The 20,471-nt window shown below is 40.5% G+C and carries 16 protein-coding genes; 8 read left to right on the top strand and 8 right to left on the bottom strand.

What is annotated here, in order from left to right:
• Positions 1–130 precede the first annotated feature (130 nt).
• The 3 genes from ACRRSQ_RS13650 to ACRRSQ_RS13640 form a co-directional block, all read right to left on the bottom strand.
• Positions 131–1,321, bottom strand: a complete 1,191-nt coding sequence (locus tag ACRRSQ_RS13650) for an alginate export family protein (protein ID WP_440876311.1) — start codon at positions 1,319–1,321, stop codon at positions 131–133.
• A 246-nt stretch (positions 1,322–1,567) separates the two neighbouring features.
• Positions 1,568–3,328 carry a protein kinase domain-containing protein gene (locus ACRRSQ_RS13645; RefSeq protein WP_440876310.1) on the bottom strand — a complete coding sequence of 587 codons (1,761 nt, stop codon included), beginning with the start codon at positions 3,326–3,328 and terminating at the stop codon, positions 1,568–1,570.
• A 5-nt stretch (positions 3,329–3,333) separates the two neighbouring features.
• Positions 3,334–4,803: a NarK family nitrate/nitrite MFS transporter gene (locus ACRRSQ_RS13640; RefSeq protein ID WP_440876309.1), complete on the bottom strand. Its 1,470-nt coding sequence runs from the start codon at positions 4,801–4,803 to the stop codon at positions 3,334–3,336.
• Positions 4,804–5,199: 396 nt separating this feature from the next.
• Between ACRRSQ_RS13640 and ACRRSQ_RS13635 the strand changes: the two genes are divergently transcribed.
• Complete coding sequence (locus ACRRSQ_RS13635) at positions 5,200–6,306, top strand: DUF481 domain-containing protein (protein ID WP_440876308.1); 1,107 nt, start codon at positions 5,200–5,202, stop codon at positions 6,304–6,306.
• Here the strand turns inward: ACRRSQ_RS13635 and ACRRSQ_RS13630 are convergent, their stop codons facing one another.
• Genes ACRRSQ_RS13630 through ACRRSQ_RS13615 form a run of 4 tightly spaced genes read right to left on the bottom strand, consistent with a single transcriptional unit; the run spans position 6,307 to position 10,161 of the window.
• Positions 6,307–7,290, bottom strand: a complete 984-nt coding sequence (locus tag ACRRSQ_RS13630; protein ID WP_440876307.1) for a biotin-dependent carboxyltransferase family protein — start codon at positions 7,288–7,290, stop codon at positions 6,307–6,309.
• Between the two features lie 15 nt (positions 7,291–7,305).
• Entirely contained in the window at positions 7,306–8,061 is a 756-nt protein-coding gene (gene pxpB / locus ACRRSQ_RS13625; RefSeq protein WP_440876306.1) for a 5-oxoprolinase subunit PxpB, read from the bottom strand.
• Positions 8,062–8,089: 28 nt separating this feature from the next.
• The gene (locus tag ACRRSQ_RS13620; RefSeq protein WP_440876305.1) at positions 8,090–8,827 is read right to left on the bottom strand and encodes a 5-oxoprolinase subunit PxpA; all 738 of its coding nucleotides are present in this window, start codon (positions 8,825–8,827) and stop codon (positions 8,090–8,092) included.
• 23 nt (positions 8,828–8,850) lie between these two features.
• Positions 8,851–10,161, bottom strand: coding sequence for a YcbX family protein (locus ACRRSQ_RS13615; RefSeq protein WP_440876304.1), 1,311 nt, complete (start codon positions 10,159–10,161; stop codon positions 8,851–8,853).
• Between the two features lie 226 nt (positions 10,162–10,387).
• Between ACRRSQ_RS13615 and mpl the strand changes: the two genes are divergently transcribed.
• Positions 10,388–11,761: a UDP-N-acetylmuramate:L-alanyl-gamma-D-glutamyl-meso-diaminopimelate ligase gene (mpl, locus tag ACRRSQ_RS13610; protein WP_440876303.1), complete on the top strand. Its 1,374-nt coding sequence runs from the start codon at positions 10,388–10,390 to the stop codon at positions 11,759–11,761.
• A complete protein-coding gene (locus ACRRSQ_RS13605; RefSeq protein ID WP_440876302.1) occupies positions 11,758–12,399 on the top strand; it encodes a flavin prenyltransferase UbiX in 642 nt (213 codons plus the stop codon). Before mpl ends, ACRRSQ_RS13605 begins: the two co-directional genes overlap by 4 nt.
• On the opposite strand, the gene ACRRSQ_RS13600 is transcribed toward ACRRSQ_RS13605, so the two are convergent.
• On the bottom strand, positions 12,396–13,145 hold the full coding sequence (locus ACRRSQ_RS13600; RefSeq protein WP_440876301.1) for a hypothetical protein: 750 nt from the start codon (positions 13,143–13,145) through the stop codon (positions 12,396–12,398). The genes ACRRSQ_RS13605 and ACRRSQ_RS13600 overlap by 4 nt on opposite strands.
• Positions 13,146–13,615: 470 nt before the next feature.
• Here ACRRSQ_RS13600 and fadB point away from each other — a divergent pair, with 470 nt between their 5' ends.
• From fadB to ACRRSQ_RS13575, 5 genes are all read left to right on the top strand, one after another.
• Positions 13,616–15,775 carry a fatty acid oxidation complex subunit alpha FadB gene (gene fadB, locus ACRRSQ_RS13595; RefSeq protein WP_440876300.1) on the top strand — a complete coding sequence of 720 codons (2,160 nt, stop codon included), beginning with the start codon at positions 13,616–13,618 and terminating at the stop codon, positions 15,773–15,775.
• A 15-nt stretch (positions 15,776–15,790) separates the two neighbouring features.
• Positions 15,791–16,954, top strand: a complete 1,164-nt coding sequence (gene fadA / locus ACRRSQ_RS13590) for an acetyl-CoA C-acyltransferase FadA (protein ID WP_440876299.1) — start codon at positions 15,791–15,793, stop codon at positions 16,952–16,954.
• Between the two features lie 801 nt (positions 16,955–17,755).
• Positions 17,756–18,304: an LPP20 family lipoprotein gene (locus ACRRSQ_RS13585; RefSeq protein ID WP_440876298.1), complete on the top strand. Its 549-nt coding sequence runs from the start codon at positions 17,756–17,758 to the stop codon at positions 18,302–18,304.
• A 30-nt stretch (positions 18,305–18,334) separates the two neighbouring features.
• A complete protein-coding gene (locus ACRRSQ_RS13580) occupies positions 18,335–19,066 on the top strand; it encodes an ETEC_3214 domain-containing protein (protein WP_440876297.1) in 732 nt (243 codons plus the stop codon).
• Between the two features lie 28 nt (positions 19,067–19,094).
• Entirely contained in the window at positions 19,095–20,471 is a 1,377-nt protein-coding gene (locus ACRRSQ_RS13575; RefSeq protein WP_440876296.1) for a murein transglycosylase domain-containing protein, read from the top strand.

The raw sequence follows: 20,471 nt of genomic DNA, 5'->3' as shown, positions 1-20,471 counted from the left end.
TCATCCTGAACATCGTCGCTCTTTGACATCCATGTCATCGCGACATACCGTTCATCCTGAACATAAAAAAAGGCTGAACAAAGTTCAGCCTAAGATATGCTCGGGAAAGCATGGAAGTAAAAATTTAAATTTAGAACTTAGCCGCTAATTGCAACCAAAGTTTGTTAGTGTCTGTTTGATGATCGTCAGCACTGTAGTTAGCAAACTTAACTAAAACATTGTAGTTTTTGTTAATTTTGTAAGCAGCAGTTAAATCAAGTTCGTTACCCCAATCTTTACCGCCAACATCTGAAGATAAATCATGGTAAGTCGCACTTAGTTTAATACCATTTACCACACCTTTTACTGTTACGTAAATGTCTTCAACACCTTCACCTGGAGTGCCTAAGAATTTATCAGCAAAACCTTGGAATTTATGCAATGTAGCAAGTGGTGTTTTAAAGCCTACGCCGTTGTCGCTACCTAATAACTCGTAACCACCTAATAATGTGACTTTACCTGCTTTAGTTGATACTTCTAAATTCATGTAATCAGCGCTGTAATCAAGCATGCTGTCACCAGCGTCGCTTTGTGTTGCGTAGCTTGCTTGAACACCAATGCCACCAAACTTACCGTTATATAAGGCACCAAAAGTATCAGTTGAGTTAGCCGCATCGCTAATATTGTCGTAGTCTAATAAATAGGCGAAAGCTGAAATTTTGTGAGCTTTGTTAATTTTGAATGTTGCATTGGCTAAATGGAAATCACCATCGACATTCTGTGCTTTAATATTATTAATATTTTCAACATAGCTGTAGTCTAATGCGAACTTGTCAGTATTATATTGTAAACGAGCAGCATCATATGTTTGCTCGTTTTGACGCCAAGCAACACCACCAACAAAACGTTGATTATTATGAGTGATACGCTGGCGACCAAAAGTACCAACAAAAGCATCGTTAGTATATTTTAAAAAGCCTTGGTTTACGTCGGTGCCTGTAGGGTCAACAACTAATGGATATTCAGTATTGCCATTTTGTGAGCTGTTGTAGTTATCTACTAAAGCTGAAACGTTATCAACTTCTAAGCCTAAAGAGAAACCATTAAAAGAACCGGTATTAATTGTCATGCGAGATAAAACAGTTAAAGCGTCTGCGCGATCGTCAATACCGTCTTGGTCAACACCTTCATAACGCGCACGGAATGATAGGTCTACTTTGCTTTCTGATAATGCTTTGGTGATGCCGTCAGCTGTAGAAGTTTCGCCTGCAAATGCTAGTGGCGCAGCTAAAACTGAAGCAGCAACTAATGAGAGAGAGAACTTGCTAATATTTGCGTTCATTGTTATTTCCTAATGTTTTTAAATTAAATGTAGTAGCGTTTGTTTTTATGGTTATATTTTTCGCTTGCGGAGATTCTCACACTACGGAGTATGAGGAAAGTTGATTTGCATCAAGTTGTGAACTTAAGTTATTGCATTCAATGTTTTTTGTTGACATAGGTCAAGTTATTGCCCTCATTGAAGTAATGCTTAGTTTTGTTAAGCAAGAATATGAGTGTTTTTGTTGAGCGTATTGTAACAGAAGTGTTAGTTTAAAAGCGAGGCGATGAGCGCTATTGCCAGTAGGGCAGAAACCCCTTGCCAAAATTTAACCGGGTTTCGTTGAATTAATGGCTGGCGTTGATATTCTTCTATTGCACTGCTATTAGGTTTGCTTAGCTCTGCCTGTAATTCAGAAAATGCTTGAAAGCGTGAACGTGGATCTGCGGCAGTCGACTTTTCTAATGCTAAGTCTAACCATAAAGGTAACTCAGAGCGGAACTGCTTGCTGCTGCGGTATTGCCATTCACCGTAATCAGAAAATGTCACTTCAGCTCTTTTCATTGGTTTATATGGTAACTCACCCGTTAGCATTTCATAACAAATAACACCAAGTGAAAATAGGTCGCTGCGATAATCTGCCTTCATTTCCAGTAAGGTTTCTGGGGCAATATAGTTGAGCGAACCTTGTGGTACAGTTTCTTGAATGTTTTCTTGGTTTTCATCAAGCGAGGCGACAAAAACAGTGCCGTAGTCAATTAACTTAATTTGTCCAAAAGCGTCGATCATCACATTGTCTGGCTTTAAATCGCGATGTACTAATTCAAGTCGTTGAAACGCGCGCAAAGCTGCGATTATTTGTCTGACAATGTCACGCACTTGGGCAATGCTAGGTTTAGGGTTGTCATGCATCCACTCGCTCAAAGTTTGCCCCTGAACAAATTCACAAAGGTGATATAAAAACTTACTGTTCGCTTCACCTTGGCTAATGCGCATGACATTGGCGTGATTAATACGTTCACCCACCCAAGCTTCACGCATAAAGCCTTGTAAATAAATACTGTCGTCAGCAAAATTGGCCGAAGGTGCTTTTAATACATAGGTTAATTTATTCTGCTCGTGTTCAACTAAATAAAGGTGGGAACGAATAGAGGCGTGAATGACTTTTCTTACCACGTAGCCATCTAATTTCATGCCGACATCTAAGGCTGGCGGAATAGTTTTATCTAATAAGTCACGCTCTATCTCATCAAGCTTACGTTGTGGAATAGTATTTACGTGTACGAGCAAGCAGCTAACATTATCGTCACTGCCTTCTTGTATTGCGCGCTCGACAATCTTTTCGCTTATACGCTCTAAATCAGCGTTGCTCGGCTGCGCAGGTAATTCATCTAAAAAGCGGGTTAATACTTTGTTAGGAATAAAGTCATGCACACCATCGCAGGTTAAAACAAAAATATCGCCAACTTGTAAGTCCACTTGGTGAACATCAACTTTTAACCGGTTATCTGCGCCTAAAGCTCGTGTTAATACAGCGTGGTTACCAGCACTTTTTCGATTATGATCACGGGTGATTTGTTCTAAATGTTGCTCGCGATATTTGCATATGCGGGAATCGCCAACATGAAATACGTAGCCAGTGGTAGATTTTAAAATAAGTGATGAAAATGTGGTTAGCCATTGTTGGTGTTGTTCATCAAACATACCACCTTGTGAAAACAGCCACTGATTTAAACTGGTTAATACTTTTGCCGCCGACTTTTGCGTCGACCAAGTTTCAGGTGTGGCGTAATATTCATTAATAAATTGTGTAACGGCAAGTTGAGCCGCTTCAGCTGCCTTGCTCGCACTGGATACACCATCAGCCAGTGTCGCTATAGCGCCTTTTGCTTGAAGTTCATTGGCATCGGGCACTAACGCAGCAAAGGCATCTTGATTTTCATCTTTAATGCCTTTGTTTGAGTAGCCACCAAAAAACACCTTCAATCGAGAAGGTGTTTTTTTATTTTGGCTTGATTGCGTAGTCAAAGTAATTAGTGAACCGAAATTAACTCAACGGTGCCGTCTTCACGCACTTCCGTCATTGAACCTTTAGGCTCTTCCATAAACAATAAGGTAACAAAGCCTACCACAGCTGTTGCGGCAATCACTAAAAAGAATGTTGAATAATCAACCATGGTTAATACCGTTAAGTAAACTACTGCACCAACGTTACCATAAGCACCTGTCATTCCCGCAATTTGACCCGTTAAACGACGTTTAATTAATGGTACCGCGGCAAATACAGCGCCTTCACCAGCTTGTACGAAGAACGAACATGCCATTGCTGTTGCTACGGCTAAGGCTAGTGGCCAGCTGCCAGTAATTTCTGACATGGCAAAGTAACCTAGTGCTAAACCTGCGGTTAAAATAAGTAAGGTTTTTTTACGGCCAAACTTATCTGATAACCAACCGCCGCCTGGGCGAGACATTAAGTTCATAAAGGCGTAAGTTGATGCCAACATCGCCGCATAAACCATGCTAAGACCAAAAGTTTCTGCAAAAAATAACGGTAACATTGAAACTACAGCTAATTCAGAGCCAAACGTTGCAAAATATAAGACGTTTAATACCGCAACTTGTCTGAATTTATAGCGGTGAATTTCAGGTACTTCTTCTTTAAATACATGACCATTAACTTTAATGGTTTGTTTTACTTCCAGTAAAAACAATAACACTAAACCAACGTAAGCAATAATGGCGCTTTGCTCGGTAAGTAAGCTCACACCTGCTGGCGAAAGCTTCCATGTTAATAACGCTAGTGCGCCATACATAGGTAGCTTCATTAATAATAATAAGAAAAAGTCGCCTTTACTGGTGACTTCCATCGCGCCACCTTGTTTAGGTTTAAAGTAAGTTGAGCCTTTAGGCGTATCAGTTACGTTGGTATACCAAATCACACTAAATAGTAAGCTTAATACACCCGTTAATGCTACAGCGTATCTCCAACCTTCATCGCCGCCAAATAAAAGGGCAATGGTCGGTAGTGACATCGCAGCCGCAGCAGAGCCAAAGTTACCCCAACCACCATAAATGCCTTCTGCAGTACCTAATTCGTTAGCGGGGAACCATTCACTGACCATGCGAATACCGATAACAAAACCAGCACCAATAAAGCCTAATAAAAAGCGAGAAAGCGCAGCTTGTTCAAACGAGTCAGCAAAAGCAAACATGAAACAAGGAATACTACAAACGGCTAATAGCAATGCATAAACCAAGCGCGGACCATATTTGTCGGTCAGCATGCCAATAATGATACGTGCCGGAATGGTCAATGCCACGTTAAGTAACATTAAGGTTTTAATTTCACTTTTTGTCAGCCCTAAGGTATCAGCTACAACTGACACTAAAGGAGCAAAGTTAAACCAAACAGCGAAGGTGATGAAAAACGCCATCCAACTTAAGTGTAGAACTTTCATTTTTCCGGTAAAGGACAGCAGCTTAATGCCTTGCTCTGCGCTCATGATAAATATCCTTGTGATAAATTTTTATGTATTTGCTCTAGTAAAAGCAAACGATGAAATAAGTTGCTTTTACTAGAGCAAGCAAGATGCCACTATAGTAAAGCCATTAAAATCAATGGTTTGTTGATTCTGATGCATTGATGAAAAGTATTTGTGCACTACATGAAACTTTTTCATGCACAGAAAGTGTGCATTGTTGGTGGTTAAGTCGAAGCGTTTAGCGTGCGTGGTTAGCACTGCCGTTATATTTTGTAGCTGTTGTGTTTTTTCAATAGAGTTATTGTATTATTGGGTTCAGGTCATAGTTGCGTGTCGGTAACTATGCTATTTTTTCCAAAATTTCTGACCAAAGGTATAGCTAAAGTGTTTATTCGTTGTGTTTTTACGGCTGTGTTTATGCAAACATTTTTTTTTAGCTTGCCTGTCTTGTCTGCCGAACCTATTCCTGAATTGATTGAAAGAAAAACGCAAAACAATAACACTATTGTAGTAATCGAACGCTTTGATTGGATCACCTTACATACCGATGAAAAGCTCAAAGGTGACTTATTGTCGATGTATGATGACGAACTTGAATTTGACAGTAAAGAACTTAAAGAGTTGCTGTTTGAATGGGATGAAATCATTGGCATTAAGAGCAAAGGCATGCAAAGTGTTCGCTATAAAAATGGCAGTGACATTATTGATATTGAAGGGTGGATCGTTTTAGAAAATAGCGTGTTAACCATTTCGAGTAATGGAAAAACGATTGAAGTACCTAAAGAGAATGTTATTTCTATCGCTTCTGCATCAGGTAGTTTGCTGGATGTTTGGAGTGCTGACATAAACTTAGGTGCCAACTTCAGTAAAGGTAATTCAACCAAGTACGACTATACCTTTTCAGCCGAGGCACAACGTAGAACCTCTGGTAGTCGATTTAAAATAAGTTACATTGGCAACGTTAGTGCTAACCGTGATTCAGATACCGGCGAGCGTGTTGAAACCGCTAATAGCCAACGCTTGACCAGCTCACACGATATTTACATTAATGAAAAAATATTCTTTCGTGCCGTTGATGCTGAATACTACAGTGACATTTTTCAAAATATTGATAGCCGATTAACCGCCGGTGTGGCTTTGGGTTATCACTTATACGATAAAAAGCGCTTTAGTTGGGACGTGACGGCTGGTCCTAGCTATCAAAAAACCTTATTTGCAACCGCTAGTGAAGGGGAAGACCGCTCTGAAAAATCTGGCGTACTTACCTTAGGCAGTAACTTTGATATTGAAATCAATAAAGAAATCGATTTTGTTGCAGACTACCAACTACAAATTGTCAGTGAAAATGCCGGGCAATATATTCATCGTTTAGAAACAGGGGTTGAGATTGACTTAACCAGTGATTTTGATCTGGATTTGACCTTTTACGTTGATCGCACAGAAAAGCCACACCAAGACGACGATGGAAATTTGCCGTTAAAAAATGATTATCGCTTGGTGGTTAGCCTCGGTTATAGCTTCTAATCAATACGTCTCAACATTAAGTTTTTGATAAAAAGCCGCAAGCTGTTGCTGCGCTTGTTCAATACTTATGGTGGCGAAGCGCACATGCTGCCCCGGACGTTTTTGCGCAAGACGAAATAAGTCGGTTTTCATGACCGTACCTAATACCGGATAGCCGCCTATGGTTTGCCTTTCTTTCATTAATACAATAGGTTGACCGTTATCTGGCAATTGAATTGTGCCATAACATACCGGTTTTGAAAGATTTGCCGGCTTATCGTTAACGCCATGGCAATTAAATAAGACATCACTTGATAATCGATATCCCATACGGTTACTTTGCGGCAAAATCTCGTAACTTTGCTCGGTGAAAAAATTGCGTTTTTTATCACTTAATTGCCACCACATTGGGCTTGGTATAAATCTAAGTGTTAACTGCTCTGAGGCATGAAACAATAAAGGACTTGTGGCGCGCTGATTAACTTTTGTTATGGTGAATAATTGCTGTGTTTCTGCCGGTGTCATATTGCCCGTTTGGTATAATTCTATAAAGCTGCCTGCGGCTAGCTTTTTGGCGGTTAATGCCAATTGTTGTTCATTCAACGTTTGTGAGTGACTGGCAAAAAATGTATCGCAGACTATGCCACCTAAAAAAGCTAAGTAGCTGTGTAAATGCTGCATCGGCTGCTTTAGCGTTAAAACATCGCCAGTGTTTAAAGAGTGAACCGCCCAATTTTTTATTGGTTTATCATTGACTGTCGCTCGGCAGTCGGCGCCGGTAATGGCAAATTGGGTATCACTGTGCGCCAACAATTGAATTTGCCCCAAGGTTATTTCAAGTGCTGGCGAATTGGCGACATTATTTATCAGCTGATTAGCCATTAGGAAACTATATTCATCACTGGCGCCAGAGCCACTAAAGCCAAGATGCTGAGCCTTGTCACGACCTAAGTCCTGAATACTGCAATTGCCTTTTAAATCGATAATCTCAATACGGTTTGTCATGGCTTATTTCCTTTGCTAGCGTTTTTCATACTCAAGCTGACCACCTAATTGACAAAAAGTCGTGTAATCAATGGCGTTAAACTTTACCTGTTGTCCAACCGCAATAGCCGGAGTGAAATGGTTATGGCCATGGTTCGTCGATACCTGATACATCGGCATTGGGGTTTGCCCAATAATGTGCCAACCGCCAGGACTGTTGTTTGGGTAGATTGCGGTTTGCTGCTGAGCAATCGCCACGGCACCTTTTGGAATGTTCACTCTTGGTGTCGATTTTCTTGGTAAGGCGAGTTTTTTATCAAGACTGGCTAAATAGCAAAAGCCGGGCGTAAAGCCTAAGGCATAAGCACGGTAAGTGGTTTCACTATGCGTGCTGATAACCTCATCAATAGATAACTTGGTTTGCTGCGCAACATCTTTTAAGTCCCATCCGGCATCTTGATGGTAATAGACTGGAATTTCAATAACTGAGCTAGTGGTACTGTCTGCCTCCGTTTTATCGAGTGCTTGGCAAATGGTTTTCAGCTTTTTTTGTAAAGAAAATAATGGCGTTTTTTGAAAATAATAATGAACAATCAATGAGTTGTAAGCGGCTACTGTGTTGATAATTAATGGCGCTAATTGCTGCTCAATTATTTGCTGGCACTGCATGATTTGTTGATGTTGCTGCACGCAAATCACTTCTGGCCAAGTCAGCAATATGGCATTTTCACTTATCGGCTCAATATGAATGTTATTGACTGACAAACCATCAAATGACGAAGCTTTGCTCATACTCGTTTACCGCCTAGTTACTTGTCACTTATGTATTGCGACTCATCTGCTGGCGAATCGTTTTCACTAACGCCAACGCTTGTTGATTATCACCATGCACACACAAGCTATCTATCTGCATGGCAAGTGGTTGGTTGTTGATATCTAAAATATGGCCAGTACTCATTAATTGCTGACAACGCTCAATGACTAACTGTTTATCTGTGATTACTGCATTTGGCTCGCTTCGTGGCACCAAAAAGCCATCACTTTGGTAATTTCTGTCGGCAAAGGCTTCAAAATAAAGTGCGATGCCATGTTCACTCGCTATTTGCTGAAATACGAGCGTATCTGGCAAAGCTTGGATCATTAGCTTTAGCTTAGCTGAAACACTAGCGATTGCCCGACAAACATGTTGAAACAAGTCAGTATTTTTCATCATATCGTTATACAGTGCGCCATGAGGCTTTACGTAATCAAGCTGTACGCCTTGTTGTTGGCAAAACGCCTGCAATGCACCAATTTGATAGATAATAATGGCTTCGAGCTCTTGGCCTTCAATCGCCATTGTTCTGCGGCCAAAACCAACTAAGTCAGGGTAAGCAGGGTGAGCACCGATACTGACTTGATGTTTTACCGCTAATTGCACTGTTTTCTGCATCGTCAGTGGATCTGATGCGTGAAAGCCGCAGGCGATATTAGCTTGGTCAATTAACGGCATAATCTCGTCGTCTTGGCCTTTTTGCCACGTACCAAAACTTTCGCCTAAATCGCAATTTAACTTCATCAGTTTTCCCTTGTCTATCTTACTTATTCAGCCTGTTTCGCTTTTGCTAATCGCTGCTCTTGCAGGTCACGCTCTTGTTCTTTAATTGCCCTTAATTTAGCGCGATCTATTTTACTAATGACAATATCTGATTTAGGCACACAACTACAGCTTAAAATAAACCCTGCTTGTTGTTCTAAATCGCTTAAACCGTCGCAGACTTGTTGTTCAACTTCACCACTGTCGAGCTGAACTTTACAGGCTCCACACATGCCTTCTCGACATGAATATGGCATGAAAACACCTGCTGCTTCGGCTTGCGCTAAAATAGTCTCTTTATTATTACCGGTAACTGTTTTATCCCAAGAGCTTAAATCAATTTTAGGCTTATCGGTTTTTACTGGCTCTTCTTTTGCAGGAATTTGCTTAACTACTGCTTGTTTTAGTGTGCTTGATTGCATATCGTTTTCTGTTTCACTTGTTATCGATGTTTTGGAAGTAGTAGCGCTTGATGACTGAGTTACTGGTGTAATAAAGCTCAGTGCATTTTTAGTGGATAATATTTCAACTTGAGCGCCTTGATGAATGTTGCCTTGGTTTAGTGCAATTAAGTTCTGACCAAACATAATGTCGCCATCTGCTACTTGGCGATAAGTTTTTAAGGTGCGCAGTGGTTCACCTTGGGCATGTTTTTGCGCTGATATCGGATCGACTGTGGTAAAAGTACAGCGTGAACAAGCTTTGGCTAGTTCAAATTCAACCTCGCCAATACGAATGCGCTGCCATGTATCTTCGGCAAAGGCTGAACAATTTTCAACAACAATGTTCGGGCGAAAGCGCGCCATGGTAAACGCGGTATTCGCTTTTTGATTCAAATCGTCAAGCGATGCTTGGCTAATTAATAACAAAGGATAACCGTCCGCAAAGCCGACTTCTTTCTCTGAATTTTTCACTTTGCGATGTGATTTGTCGCCAAAAAACAATAGCTGACATGGTTTGTTCAAATAACGACTAAACCATGCGTCATACTGCTGCCGGCAATGCTGTGCGTTAATGGTATCGCCCCATACGGTTACCGCTTGGTAATCATCACTAAAGTCTTGATAAGCAATCGTAAGGTTATCCATATTAGGCGCTGATAACATTAAACCATTAGCAAGTAAGTGAACTTGAATTAAACAGAGCTTGTGCTCGGTTCTTGCGGTAATAAATTGCCCGTGCAGATCACTTATCACAAAACGGCGATCAAAGCTTAATCCCAATTCGTCAAGCCATGCATGTGAAAGTGCAATACCTGCGGCAGATTTAATTGGGTAAACATGTAAGCTCTTTACGTTAATATCACTGTTTGGCACAGTTTATTTCCTTATTGTTAACCGAGGGATGTTAAGCGCTCGTTGATGAAACCTTGATGTTTGTAGATATTGTTAAATTTAACCAAGATTTGCAAACCTAAGACGGCCAAATAGACAAAATCCGTTATTTTTTCTTGTGACTAAGGTATATTGACGCTCAATTAATAGATTCAAATAATGAGCGAACTTGTAGAGCAGTGTATTTACAGTTGCGTTTAAGGTAATTATGCATATTCACATATTAGGCATTTGCGGCACCTTTATGGGCGGCATTGCGGCTATTGCTAAAGAATTAGGTCATCGAGTGTCAGGTTGTGACGCCAATGTTTATCCGCCAATGAGCACTCAGCTAGCAGCGCTTGGCATTGAGTTAATGCAAGGTTATGAACTTGAGCATTTTGATGATGAACCCGACTTAGTCATTATTGGTAATGCTATGTCGCGCGGCAATACATTGGTGGAATATGTGCTCGATCGCAATATCGCTTATACCTCAGGGCCGCAGTGGTTATTAGAAAATGTTTTAAAAGATCGTTGGGTGCTAGCCGTTTCAGGTACTCATGGTAAAACCACCACCAGTAGCATGCTCACTTGGATTTTAGAATACGCGGGCATGGCGCCGGGTTATTTAATTGGTGGTGTGCCACAAAACTTTGATAGCTCGGCGCGTTTGGGCAAAGCACCGTTTTTTGTGATTGAAGCCGACGAATATGATACCGCCTTTTTTGATAAACGTTCGAAGTTTGTTCATTATCGCCCGCGTACTTTAGTGATCAACAATTTAGAATTTGATCATGCTGATATCTTTGATGACATTACTGATATTCAAAAACAGTTCAACCACCTTATTCGCATGGTGCCCAGCAATGGCTTAATTTTATCACCACAAAGTGACATTGCGATTGCAGAGACGATTGCACAAGATTGTTGGACTGATACCGAAGTTACTGTTGACGATAGCAACAAAAGTGATGGTTGGTATGGTGAAAAATTAATCGCTGATGGCAGTGAATTTGTTGTCAGCTTTAAAGGTAAAATCTTTGGCACCGTAAACTGGAATCTTATTGGCGACTTTAATATTGATAATGGCTTAATGGCGATTGCTGCTGCGCGTAATGCTGGTATAACGCCTGAAGTTGCCATTGAAGCCTTGTCTGAATTTATCAATACCAAACGACGACTGGAATTAAGAGGCGAGGTTAATGGCGTTCGTGTATACGATGATTTTGCCCATCATCCAACGGCAATTACTAAAACGTTAGCGGGTGTGCGCAACCATGTTGGTGAAAAGCGCGTAATTGCCGTGTTAGAGCCGCGCTCAAATACGATGAAATCAGGTGTGCATAAAGACACCTTAGCTAAGTCACTGGCACAAGCCGATCAAGTATTTGTCTATCAGGGCGAGGGCGTGACATGGTCGGTTGATGCATTAATCAATGATTGTCAGCAGGCGTGCACAGTATCAGATAATATTGAACACCTAGTGCAGGCAATTGCTCAGCAATCAAAACCAAATGATACTATTGTAGTAATGAGCAATGGCGGTTTTGGTGGTATTCATCAAAAACTACTCACAGCGTTAGCAGGCGAAGATAAATGAAGGATATGAACGTGCTTAATCAGCATACCTTTAAAGATAAAATCACCTTAGCGATCACCGGAGCGTCGGGCTCTGCTTATGCGCTGCGTTTACTCGAATGTTTGCTTGCCGCTAATTATCAAGTGTTTTTGCTGTGTTCAAGTGCTGGGCGTATCGTACTTGATACCGAAGTTGGCGTGAAATTACCGGCGTCACCAGATGCTGCAACAAAATTTCTTACGGAAAAATACCAAGCCCAACCTGAGCAAATTATCGCGTTAGGCAAAGAGCAATGGTTCTCGCCTGTCGCCTCGGGGTCTGCCGCGCCAAAACAAATGGTGGTCTGCCCATGTTCGACAGGTACGTTGGCTGCGATTAGTCAGGGTATGAGCGATAATTTAATTGAACGTGCTGCCGATGTGGTCATTAAAGAACGTGGACAATTGATTTTAATGGTGCGAGAAACGCCATTTTCGTCAATTCACTTGCAAAATATGCTGTCGTTATCGCAACTTGGCGTTACCATTATGCCCGCAGCTCCCGGCTTTTATCATCAACCTGAATCAATTAATGATTTAGTCGATTTTATGGTTGGTCGGGTATTAGATCATTTAAATATAGATCAAAGCATAATGCCGCGTTGGGGTTACGGACGTTAGTCTTCATTAATGGTTGAAAGTTGGTAGTAGTTTTTAAAGTCGTCGTTTTTAATCGCTTGTTCAATCGCTAAATTAACCCGTTTCATATAAGCACGGGTTATTTCACTGTTATGGCAAGTTATCACCACTTTATCAATCGCCATTGGCGCTTGATAATGATAGTTGGGCGGGTCTTGCGCTAAATGCTCGGTCATGGCAATAAAGTCAACATGATCGTGAATGGCTACATCGACGCGCTTTTTATATAGCAACTCAACTAAGGTTGCTAAGTCACTCACTTTAACGTAATCCACATTGCTTAAATTAAAGCGCTTTTCATAATTCCAAGTATCTGAATCACGGATCACACCTATAACTTTACCCGCAAGCTGATCTTTATTTTTTATCGTTTCTTGGCTCGGACGCGTAAAAGCAAGATACCTAACAATAGCAAAACTTTTACTGTGTATAACATCAAAACCTTCAAAATATTGCGGTGTTAAGCTACTTGGGATTAAACATTGATTTTCATGCTGGAAAAACTTTTTTGCTGCACGTGCAGGTGAGAGCACTTGATAGTCGTGTCGTACATTGGTGTTTTTTTCAACGTCTTTAATAAACAAATCAAAGGCGCCGTTAAGGTTTTGCTGAACTACACCGGTAAATTCTAAAGCTGACATTTTTATCTCAATCGGTTGTAGTACATCGGCGCCGACTGGTCGAGATAATATCAGTAATATAATTGCCGCAAACGTTTTCCAATGCATATTTTTGTTATCCATAACCTTAGGTAAGTTATATTTTTATTGATTATATGTGCAATTTATAGCTTGGCTTGTCAGTTCTAATAAAACCTCATTTCTCTGAAAAAATCAAATTATTGTCTATATTTTAATCAAATCGGTTTGTGAAACTCGCTAAGCGTTTTAGCTAGTCTATCGGCCAAATTAAAAATAATGGTGCGATAAATTACATTGATTTATGCAGACAATAAGCTAAATTCGCTTAGCCTTATAGCGACAATAACGCATCATTATTTTGCATGAAGCTTGATTAATTAACTAATAAAAATAAGTGGTTATATAGGAATGCTTATCTTGCTTGTAATTGATTTGATACAGGTGATTAAAACAGGTGTTTAAAAAATTTGCATTTAACTCAAAAGCAGGGCAAACTCAGTCAGCTATTATTATAAGTTATTAATAAATCAACGCCCAACATGGTGAGGAGAACCGGCATGATATTTCAAGGCAAAAGCCTATCTGTCCAGTTGTTAGAAGATGGTATTGTAGAATTCCAATTTGATGCACAAGGCTCGGTCAATAAGTTTGACCAAGTGACTATTGAAGAATATGCAGCTGCGGTAAAAGCGATTAATGAATGTAGCGACGCAAAAGGCGTGATAGTTACTTCAGCAAAACCTGCGTTTATCGTAGGCGCAGACATTACTGAATTTTTAGGCATGTTCCAAAAATCAGAAGCAGAGTTAATTCCATGGGCGAAACAAGCCTCAGGTGTGTTTGATTCATTTGAAGATATTCAATTACCTACCGTTGCTGCGATTAATGGTATGGCACTTGGCGGTGGTTTTGAAATGACGCTAGTGTGTGATTATCGCGTAATGGCCGACTCTGCGGTTGTGGGTTTGCCTGAAGTCAAACTAGGCTTAATTCCAGGTTTTGGTGGCACAGTTCGCTTACCTCGTTTAATCGGCGCCGATAACGCCGTTGAATGGATGTCGACCGGCAAATCATTTAAAGCACCACAAGCCTTAGCTGTAGGCGCAGTTGATGCGGTTGTTGCTGGTGAAAACTTAAAAGCTGCCGCTATTTCCATGGTTAAACAAGCCATTGACGGTAAACTTGATTGGCAAGCAAAACGTCAACCAAAATTTGAACCGTTAAAGCTTAGCCCAACAGAAACGATCATGACCTTTAATACCTGTAAGGGCATGATCGCCGCAAAAGCGGGTAAACATTACCCAGCGCCAATGTTAATGGTGAAAACGGTAGAAGCGGCAGCAAGTTTAGGTCGTGATGAAGCCATGGCGATTGAAAATGCCAATTTTGCCAAATTGGCTAAAACCGATGCTGCCACAGCGCAAATTGGTTTATTCATGGCTGATCAAGTGATCAAAGGCAAAGCGAAAAAAGCTGGCAAAGCAGCGACAAAAGCGGTGAATAAAGCCGCGGTACTTGGCGCAGGCATTATGGGCGGTGGTATTGCCTACCAATCGGCTTATAAAGGCACGCCAATTATTATGAAAGATATTAATGACCCTGCGCTTGACTTAGGTTTAACCACAGCGGCGGGTATTTTAACCAAACAAGTTGAACGCGGCCGCATGAAGCCAGCAAAAATGGCTGGCGTATTAAATAATATTACCCCGTCGTTATCTTACGACAGCGTAAAAGATGTTGATATTGTTGTTGAAGCGGTGGTTGAAAATCCAAAAGTTAAAGGCATGGTATTAGCGGAAGTTGAAGGCCATGTTAGTGATGATGCGATTGTCACTTCAAACACCTCAACGATTTCAATCGATTTACTGGCACAAAGCGTTAAACGCCCAGAAAACTTCTGTGGTATGCACTTTTTCAACCCTGTGCACAAAATGCCATTAGTTGAAGTGATTCGTGGTAAAGACACCAGCGAAGAAACTGTTGCGACAGTTGTTGCCTATGCAGCGAAAATGGGTAAATCACCGATTGTAGTTAACGACTGCCCAGGCTTTTATGTTAACCGTGTACTATTCCCATACTTCGCTGGTTTTAGTCAGCTATTACTTGAAGGCGCTGATTTTACCGCTGTTGATAAAGTCATGGAAAAACAATTTGGTTGGCCGATGGGTCCTGCGTACTTACTTGATGTTGTTGGTTTAGATACTGCCGACCATGCATCTTCAGTAATGTCAGACGGTTTCCCAACACGTATGACTAAAATTGACGACGACCCAGTAACGCTACTTTATAAAGAAGGTCGTTTTGGTCAGAAAAATGGTCAAGGCTTTTACGATTACGGTAAAGACAAACGTGGCAAGCCGACCAAAGTACCAGCAGAAGCTGCATACAAATTACTTCCTAGCGAGAAAAAAGACTTCACCAGCGAAGAAATTATTGCCCGCGTGATGATCCCTATGGTGAATGAAGTTGTGCGCTGTTTAGAAGAAGGTGTGGTTGATACCGCAGCGGAAGCTGATATGGGCTTAATTTACGGTTTAGGTTTCCCGCCATTTAGAGGTGGTCCAATTCGTTATTTAGAAACACTTGGTTTAGCTAACTTCATTGAACTTGCAGATAAATATGCGCATCTTGGGGAAGTTTACCAAGTTACTGATGGCCTGCGCGAAATGGCAGCATCAGGTAAGTCTTATTTCACAACTGACGTTAAAACAGCTTAGGCCTAGGAGAAAATCATGAAAGATGTGGTAATTATCGATTGTATTCGTACGCCAATGGGCCGTTCTAAGGCTGGTGTATTTCGTAATGTGCGTGCAGAAGCACTTTCTGCCCATTTAATGCAGGCGTTACTTGACCGTAACCCAAACTTAGACCCAAATGAAATTGAAGATATTATTTGGGGTAACGTTAAGCAAACCAAAGAACAAGGTTTTAACATTGCTCGCAACGCGCAATTATTAACGGATATTCCAAAATCAGTTGGCGCTGTAACGGTTAACCGTTTATGTGGTTCTTCAATGGAAGCGCTGCATAACGCAGCAACAAGCATAATGTGTGACCAAGGCGACGTATTTATTGTTGGTGGTGTTGAGCACATGGGGCATGTACCTATGATGTATGATGTTGACTTCGACCCTGCCTTAAGTAAATACATTTCTCGCGCTGCTGGTAACATGGGTTTAACGGCTGAATTGTTAGGTATGCAACACGGAATTACTCGTGAAATGCAAGACGCGTTTGGCGCACGCTCTCACCAACGTGCTCATCAAGCAACGCTTGAAGGTCGTTGGAAAAATGAAATTGTGCCGATGTTAGGCCACGATGCAAATGGCGCCTTAACCTTAATTGAACACGATGAAGTTATTCGCCCAGAAACAACAGCAGAAAGTTTAAGTGCGCTTCGCCCGGTATTTGATCCAGTAAACGGTACAGTAACCGCTGGTACTTCTTCTGCATTATCTGATGGCGCATCAGCGATGTTAGTGATGTCAGCAGAGAAAGCCAAAGCCTTAGGATTAACGCCTCGCGCTAAAATTCGTGGTATGGGCGTTGCCGGTTGCGATCCATCAACCATGGGTTATGGTCCAGTGCCAGCAACGAAAAAAGCGCTTAAGCGTGCGGGTTTATCACTAGCGGATATTGAACTTGCTGAATTTAACGAAGCTTTTGCCGCACAAGCACTTTCTTGTGTACGTGCCTTAGGTTTAGAAGATAAAGCTGATGACATGATCAACTTAAACGGTGGCGCAATTGCACTAGGTCACCCACTAGGTTGTTCAGGTACTCGTATTGCTGGAACCTTGATTAACTTGATGGAAGGGCAAGATGTGAATATCGGCCTAGCTACTATGTGTATTGGACTCGGCCAAGGTATTGCTACCGTATTTGAGCGCGTTTAATTTCTTTGATGTGGTTCTCTTTGTTATTGAGCATTTACGCGGCGTTGTCGGTACTCATTGGCTAAAGCCAACTCCGTGCCTCCGCCTTGCCTAAAAGCTCACTAACTTCGAGAATGAGTATTTAAAAACCAGCTGAAAAGCTGGTTTTTTGTTGCTGATAAATTTATACCGTGTTGTCGGTACTCTTTGGCTAAAGCCAACTCCGTGCCTCCGCCTTGCCTAAAAGCTCACTAACTTCGAGAATGAGTATTTAAAAACCAGCCGAAAAGCTGGTTTTTTGTTGCTGATAAATTTATACAGACGTTGTCGGTACTCATTGGCTAAAGCCAACTCCGTGCCTCCGCCTTACCTAAAGGCTCACTAACTTCGAGAATGAGTATTTAAAAACCAGCTGAAATGCTGATTTTTTTATATTAGCTCATCTAATTTGCCGTTCAATTAATATTTTATCCTGTTTATTTATCTTTTACGTATTAAGTTAATTTAGTCTTGGTCGTTATGTGCACCTGACTTGCTTGTTTTCAAGTGTTTTTGTGTAACCGGCGCTCTTTTTCGTTTTTGAATTTTTATGCGGGGTTTTTGTCATCATTTTTGAACGTGTTGTGAAAGAGTAGTGGCTTGTATTTGTTGTTTTTCGTGTGAGTGAGGAGTTTGTGATAATCATCTTTTTCTATGGTGGGGCTGTTACAAATGTATGACAAAGTCTTGCTATTTCATAGTGTTATTGGTGGTATTCTGTTTTTAATTGTTAATGGACGCATTGATTGATAACCATCTACGTCATTTTTGAAGGAACATAAAATGAACAAAAGTACTAATACACTATTTCTTACTGCTATCGTTCTTGTGATAGGAGGCTGTAGCTCAACAGAGAATACCAATGCTTCTAAAATGGGAATGAATATCCCATCTTGGGTGACCAACCCTACCGTTCAAAGTGGCTTAGTTGCTTCTTCATGTGTGCCAGCATCGAATAGTTTCTCAATGGATAAAACCCAAGCGAGTACTCAAGCGAGAACTGAATTAGCCACACAAATCAATACTCGCATCGCGAGTTTACAAGAAGAGTACGCGAGCAAAGTAACTACGCTAGACGAAACTCAAGCTAACTCCACATTTAATGTAACAACCGCACAATTGACAGACCAAGCATTGCAAGGTTCTAAGATTGTAAAAGTTGATTATGCTCAACTAGGCAATCAAAAAAACCTTTGCACTATGGTGACTATTTCAGAAGAGAATACTAAAGCGCTCTTTACTAAAGTGATGAAACAAGCGCCCGTTAAATTAGACCCTGAAAATGAGACTTTATTATATTTAAGCTTTTCTAAATCGGAAAACATTAACTAAAAATAAAGGCTTAAAGCAGGGACAAGTAAAGTGGTTAACAAAAGTAAGTTCTATGAGAAGTTTGTCGCCCTAGCCTTAGGCTTGATGGCTGTTGGACAATGGGCTGACACAAAAGAAATGGCGACTGAAGCTTATGTAGCATTTGTCTCTCATTTTACGCATAGCTATGAATACGAACTACTAAACAAGGTAAATATTGGTAGCAATGTCGATTATATAAAACAATATTTTGGTGAGCCTCAGCTGATAAAAAAAAGTAAATATGTCAATGAGGTGAGCTTTTTATATTACCTCAATGATAAGTACATTTTATCTTTAGTTACTAAAAACAGTCGAGTTTCAGCTTATACGATACAGGGACTGCTTGATGATTTTAGCCCTGATGACCTTTTGAATAAAAAGCCGATTAAAGGTAATAAAACCATTGTTCAGCATACAAGCGATTTTGTTAAATATTCATTTGACTACAACAATGTTGAGTTTTTCTTAGTTCTTCAGGAACAGGGGAAAGATAAACTTTTTATTCATAAATATTTTGGCGCAGTTAACTACGGTAATAACTCGAGCCTTGCTCGTGAGCAACTTCATGATCTTTATAACGAGGTTGATGTTCAGGACGATGACCCCAAGCAGATTGGCAAGGCAAGGTCGATTGCAAGAGATGCCCGCAATAACTTTTACGGTGCAGGAGAGGAAGATCTTTCGTTGATTGCAGAGTCAATTTTAACCAAGTTTGAATACAGTCTTTATTACAAGAAATAAACAAACAGCATCATTATAAGGATATATTGTGCAAAAAAATTCCAATGTCTTTTTTACTTTCGGCTTCATGTTTTGTTGTTCATTTTTCTTGTCTCTAGCTCAGGCAAGTGAGCCTAAAAACTACCTTGAACATAGAAAAGCACAATTAGCAAAATACAATACTTTCAAGAAACGCTATTTATCCAGATATGAAGCATATCGTGAAAAAATTAAGAAACGTTGGGGAGTAGCAGAACTTAGCTCTCGTGCTGAATACATCATGTATAGCGAAGATAATAATACTAAAGTTATTGCTGATTTTGAGAAGAATACAATTGAAGTTAGCCTGCTTGATGAAGATAAACTCAGCGAAAGTGAAATTGATGCAACAGTCAAAAAGGCAATTGTTTCAGCGCTAAATGTTACCCCTAAAATCATTGCTGAAACCAATAAAGAGTTTGCACCTTCAAGTGACAAGGTCATTGCATTTAATACAATTGAGGCGATGGATCTATCTAGCCGAGCAGAAGCCATAAACCTAATAAATACTGAAAATGATGTGGTTGTTCCTAGTAACTCATTGTTAAATGCGCTCGGAATTGAGGACAAAAACGAACTCGATTTGGCGATTAGTGAGGCGGATAGTCTTTCACCTACAAAGCAGCAAGAAGTTGTCATTGCCCGTACTAAAAAGCGTTTAGAGACGCAGATTTCTGTTTTGGATCATTTTACCAATACTCCTGATGCATCTCACCTTGCCAGAAAAAATTCTGAGCTATTGTTAGACAGCATGAAAAAAGAGCTTAGAAGTATAGAGCAAAGCCATAATTTGGATTTAACAGCTAAGAATATCATCACCTATAAAATTAACTTGCGTGGTAGTCGAGCGGAGAAAGCCAAAAAATACTTGAATATTGTTAATAAAGAGTCTGAAAAATGGCAACTTCAGCAAGCGATTATTTTAGCGATAATGGAAACTGAAAGTCACTTTAATCCAATGGCCAAATCTTATATTCCGGCGTTTGGGTTAATGCAAATAGTGCCTTCTACTGCCGGAGCAGACGTTAACAATAAAATTTTTCGTGGTAGTAAAAAGCCAACTCCTGAATTGTTGTATGTAGGTGAAGAAAATATTCAATTTGGCGCTGCTTACTTTAACTTATTAATGACTAGGTACTTAGCAGGTGTTGAGAATGAAACGAGCAAAACGTACTGCGCAATTGCTGCTTATAACACCGGGATCGGTAATTTAGCTAGAGCCTTTAATGGTGGGAAAAAAGGGCGTAAAGAAGCCATTAAAAAAATCAATGAATTAACCCCTGATGAGGTTTATCAAGTCATTAAATCAAAGACTCATCAAGAAACTCAACGTTACCTAGATAAAGTGCTTGAAAGTAAAAATTACTTTTCAACAGCCGCTATTTAG

The sequence above is a fragment of the Thalassotalea sp. PLHSN55 genome (assembly GCF_052030545.1).
Taxonomy (GTDB): domain Bacteria; phylum Pseudomonadota; class Gammaproteobacteria; order Enterobacterales; family Alteromonadaceae; genus CANMXU01.
Note: the sequence above shows the minus strand (reverse complement) of the source record. Positions and strands in the feature narration are given on the sequence as shown.

Bases quoted from the DNA above. Each gene is read 5' to 3' on its own strand.
- ACRRSQ_RS13650 (WP_440876311.1), bottom strand. From the start codon at position 1,321: ATGAACGCAAATATTAGCAAGTTCTCTCTCTCATTAGTTGCTGCTTCA.
- ACRRSQ_RS13640 (WP_440876309.1), bottom strand. From the start codon at position 4,803: ATGAGCGCAGAGCAAGGCATTAAGCTGCTGTCCTTTACCGGAAAAATG.
- ACRRSQ_RS13635 (WP_440876308.1), top strand. From the start codon at position 5,200: ATGCAAACATTTTTTTTTAGCTTGCCTGTCTTGTCTGCCGAACCTATT.
- ACRRSQ_RS13630 (WP_440876307.1), bottom strand. From the start codon at position 7,290: ATGACAAACCGTATTGAGATTATCGATTTAAAAGGCAATTGCAGTATT.
- pxpB (WP_440876306.1), bottom strand. From the start codon at position 8,061: ATGAGCAAAGCTTCGTCATTTGATGGTTTGTCAGTCAATAACATTCAT.
- ACRRSQ_RS13620 (WP_440876305.1), bottom strand. From the start codon at position 8,827: ATGAAGTTAAATTGCGATTTAGGCGAAAGTTTTGGTACGTGGCAAAAA.
- mpl (WP_440876303.1), top strand. From the start codon at position 10,388: ATGCATATTCACATATTAGGCATTTGCGGCACCTTTATGGGCGGCATT.
- ACRRSQ_RS13605 (WP_440876302.1), top strand. From the start codon at position 11,758: ATGAAGGATATGAACGTGCTTAATCAGCATACCTTTAAAGATAAAATC.
- ACRRSQ_RS13600 (WP_440876301.1), bottom strand. From the start codon at position 13,145: ATGCATTGGAAAACGTTTGCGGCAATTATATTACTGATATTATCTCGA.
- fadB (WP_440876300.1), top strand. From the start codon at position 13,616: ATGATATTTCAAGGCAAAAGCCTATCTGTCCAGTTGTTAGAAGATGGT.
- fadA (WP_440876299.1), top strand. From the start codon at position 15,791: ATGAAAGATGTGGTAATTATCGATTGTATTCGTACGCCAATGGGCCGT.
- ACRRSQ_RS13585 (WP_440876298.1), top strand. From the start codon at position 17,756: ATGAACAAAAGTACTAATACACTATTTCTTACTGCTATCGTTCTTGTG.